This is a genomic window from Dolichospermum circinale AWQC131C (assembly GCF_000426905.1).
Taxonomy (GTDB): Bacteria; Cyanobacteriota; Cyanobacteriia; order Cyanobacteriales; family Nostocaceae; genus Dolichospermum; species Dolichospermum circinale.
The window spans coordinates 29443-33718 of record NZ_KE384657.1 but is presented as its reverse complement, the minus strand read 5'-3'; the positions used below and the strand labels follow the sequence as shown (position 1 = coordinate 33718).

3 protein-coding genes are annotated in these 4276 nt (G+C 39.7%); all 3 read left to right on the top strand.

Annotated elements, in window-relative coordinates; genetic code table 11:
• A partial coding sequence (locus ACIR131C_RS0120295; protein WP_028091632.1) for a M10 family metallopeptidase C-terminal domain-containing protein occupies positions 1-498 on the top strand: 498 nt, incomplete at its 5' end.
• 236 nt (positions 499-734) lie between these two features.
• Positions 735-1916, top strand: a complete 1182-nt coding sequence (sat, locus tag ACIR131C_RS0120290; protein WP_028091631.1) for a sulfate adenylyltransferase — start codon at positions 735-737, stop codon at positions 1914-1916.
• A 76-nt stretch (positions 1917-1992) separates the two neighbouring features.
• A complete protein-coding gene (locus ACIR131C_RS0120285) occupies positions 1993-4164 on the top strand; it encodes a caspase family protein (RefSeq protein WP_028091630.1) in 2172 nt (723 codons plus the stop codon).
• Positions 4165-4276 lie beyond the last annotated feature (112 nt).

Genomic DNA, 4276 nt, shown 5'->3' with positions numbered 1-4276 from the left:
ATTGCTGGTGCTGGAGCAGATAGAATTATCGGTAATGACCTAGATAACCGCTTGGTTGGTGGTTTAGGTAATGATGCTCTGACCAGTGGTGTGGGTAATGATACTCTAATTGGTGGCGCTGGTAATGACATTCTAACTGGTGGTCTTGGTAATGATGTCTTCAGCTTTACAGGGAATGCGGCGTTCACTTCCGCTACTCAAGGTCTAGATACTATCCAAGACTTTACTTCTGGTAATGACCAAATCTCGTTAAGTAAGTCTGTATTTGCGTCTCTAACCAGTGTTGTCGGTCAAGGATTCAGTGTAGCAAACGAGTTTGCTGTGGTTGAAGATGATGATTTGGTAGGTACTAGTAACGGGCTGATTGTCTATAGCTCTAGCAGTGGTAGTCTTTACTACAACGAAAATGGTGCGGCTGCGGGCTTTGGTACTGGTGGTGAGTTTGCTATTCTTGCTACTGCTCCCAGTCTGAATGCTAGTAATTTCTCTCTTGTTTAATGAGTAATTAGTTCACTGAATCAATGATTTCTGGGGTGGGGGATGATTCTTAGGTCGCGCTTCGTTATCACCTCCCACTTTTTTTTGTTTGATGCTAGAAAACTGGTAAAATCTTTTCCAGCTAACAACTGGCAACCAAAAATTAGGATTTCACAAAAATTTCACAAAAATTTAACAATGTGTACAAAAATTTGATAAATTAATACATAATTCGCAACAATTAGGGAAACATTACCTTGAGTTATCATCCAGAAGCAAATGCCCCCCACGGTGGAGAGTTAATTAACCGAGTTGCTTCCACAGCCCAAAGAGAAATATTTCTAACCAAAGCTGACTTTTTACCCCGCGTGGAACTTGACGAGCGAGCAGTTTCTGATTTAGAAATGATTGCTATTGGTGGTTTTAGTCCATTGACTGGTTTTATGAACCAAGCAGACTACAACCGAGTAGTTACAGAAATGCGGTTAGCTAACGATATTGTTTGGTCAATTCCCATTACACTGTCTGTAACCCCAGCAGTGGCAGACCGTTTAGAAATAGGTAATTTAGTGCGTCTGGATAACCCCAGCGGGCAGTTTATTGGGGTATTGGAATTAACCGAAAAGTATGCTTACGACAAACAACGGGAAGCTATTAATGTTTATCGCACTGACGACCCTAAACATCCCGGCGTGCAGGTAGTATACAATCAGGGTTCTATTAACTTAGCTGGTGATATCTGGTTATTACAACGGGACTCTCATCCCCATTTTCCTAGCTACCAAATTGATCCTGCTGCTGCACGGGAAATGTTTAGAAACAAGGGCTGGAAAACAATTGTCGGTTTCCAAACTCGTAATCCTATCCACAGGGCCCATGAGTATATTCAAAAGTGCGCTTTAGAGACTGTTGATGGTCTATTCTTGCACCCACTGGTAGGCGCAACTAAGGAGGATGATATTGCTGCTGATGTGCGGATGCGTTGTTATGAGATTCTATTAGAACACTATTATCCCCTAGATAGAGTAATTTTAGCAATTAATCCCGCAGCAATGCGTTATGCAGGTCCAAGGGAAGCGATTTTTCATGCCTTAGTTCGCAAAAATTACGGGTGTACACATTTTATTGTCGGACGGGATCATGCTGGTGTAGGTGATTATTACGGCACTTATGACGCTCAGTACATATTCGATGAATTTGCGCCAGAAGAGTTGGGAATTGTGCCTATGAAGTTTGAACACGCTTTTTACTGCACACGCACCAAACAAATGGCTACAACTAAAACCAGCCCCAGCAGACCAGAAGAACGGGTCCATCTGTCTGGAACAAAGGTGCGGGAAATGTTACGTCGGGGTGAATTACCACCACCAGAATTTTCTCGTCCAGAAGTAGCTGCTGAATTAACACGGGCTATGCAAAATTCGCCTGTATTAGTTTAGATTAAGACTAGAAACTTTACTCTATGGACTTCAGCCTTTAAGCTATTACTGACGGGCTGGGGTCTGATGGTTAATTATGAAACGGCGTAAGTTTTTACAAGAAATCAGCTGCGCCCTAGCAGCGTTAGGACTAGCACAAGAAGAGTGGTTAAGTTTAGGCAATCCTTATTACCAGGCTTTAGCACAATCTAAATCTCCCAAGTTAGCATTATTGATAGGTATTAATGAATATTCACAAAGTCCTGCCCTAGCTGGTTGTGTCACTGATGTGGAATTGCAAAGGGAATTGTTAATTAATCGCTTTGGTTTTGCACCAGCAGATATTCTGACTTTAACGGACAAACAAGCAACTAAGGACCTAATTACAGCGGCTTTTGTAGATCATTTGAGTCAGCAAGTCAAACCTGAAGATGTGGTGATTTTCCATTTCTCAGGTTATGGTACTCGCGTGAAGACAAATGATCAAATCCCTGACTTTTTTAAGAAATCGGGAATCTATAGAACAGGTATATTACAAAATGCTATACTTCCTGTTGATGAAAATAATTTAGGAGATGAAAAATCTGTCAACTATTTATTAGAAGAAACTCTCTTACTATTATTGCAATCTCTACCCACAAATCAAGTTATAGCAGTATTGGATACAAGTTACTATCATCCTAGTGAATTAAAATCCACAGGGTTGCAAATTCGTACTCGTCCAGAATTATCATCTCTGATTTCAGCAACAGAAGAATTAGAGTTTTTATCACAACTCAAAAACCAGAAATCACCTATTAATAATGCCCTGATTTTTAAAGCTACTTCAGAACCAGATCAACAAGCGGGAGAATTACTTTTCCCTGGTTGGAGTGCGGGATTATTTACTTATGCCTTAACTCAATACTTGTGGGAAACTACTCCCCAAAAAACAATACAAGTTCTCCTTTCTCATGTGGGTAGTTCTATATATAAACTGGCAGGAAAACAACAACCAAGCCTATTAAGTGCGCGGAAAAATCCCGAAAATGCTCTCATTACTGATTATTTCCCTATTAATAACTCTAGGGGTGTGGGCATAATCAAAGCTACAGAAGATGATGGTAAAACAATCAAATTATGGTTAGGAGGATTACCTCCCCTGGTTCTAGCAAATTATGGCGTAAATTCTCGTTTAATGGTGGAGACAGGAGTTGAGTTAATTATTAAATCCCGAACCGGTTTAATAGCCAAAGCCCAAGTAGATAAAGAAACTATTAAATTACCATTTGGACTTGGACAAATAGTACAAGAAGCTGTTCGCGCATTACCCAGAAATACTCATCTTAATATGGCCTTAGATCAGGGTTTAGAAAGAATTGAACGGGTAGATGCTACCAGTGCTTTTTCGGGAATTAGCAATGTAGTTAATATTGTCACCAGCACAGAAACCGCTGATTATGTCTTTGGTAAAGTTTCCCAAATACCCAGCCGTTATGGTGTTTTTTCTTTAGGAGGTGAACTAATTACCAATACTGTAGGGGAAATTGGTGAAGCTGTAAAAGTAGCAGTGCAACGATTAACACCAAAATTTTCTACCCTGTTAGCATCAAAATTATGGCAACTTACGGAAAATGAGGGTACTTCCCGTTTACCAGTTAGGGCAACTTTAGAGGTTGTTAATAACATTCTACCTCGTATTCTCATGGTTAGGGAAACCGTAGAAACTGCTAATAGTGATAAAACCTATCCCAGACCTAGTTATTCCCCCACCGCTATTCCCACAATTTCTGTAGGTAGTCTGGTGCAGTATAGAATTGAAAATTTGAGCGATCGCCCTGTATACTTGATTTTAGTAGCTTTAAATAATAACCAAAGTGCCTTTGCCTTTTATCCTTGGCAAGTTTTTCCACCAAACAACATTTCTCCTCACAAACCCCAATTAACAGAAATCCTCATTCCTCCCGGAAAAACCGTCAAAATTCCAGATAATCAACCTGTACCTGGTTGGTTGGTTCCCACACTTTCTACCTTTTGTCAACACCAAATTATTATCAGCACAACCCCCTTTAAAGAAACTCTCACAGCCTTAGCCACTGCTAAATATCCTACCACAGATCAACAAGCCATTAGTCCTTTAGTTAATCCTTTAAAAGTTGCCCAAGCTCTATTGCAAGACTTACATAACAGCAGTAAAGTTAAAGATGATATTAACCCTACTACCACTGATGCCTATATTTTAGATGTCAATAATTGGGCAAGTTTAAACTTTAGTTTTCAAGTTGTTTAAGTGGCATTTGCTGGTACTTTGGGTGATCAGTGCCATAAAAATTTTTTCGTGATAATTTATAATTAATACTAAATATAAGTAGGTGAACGTAAAAAAACCGAAATATGTAACT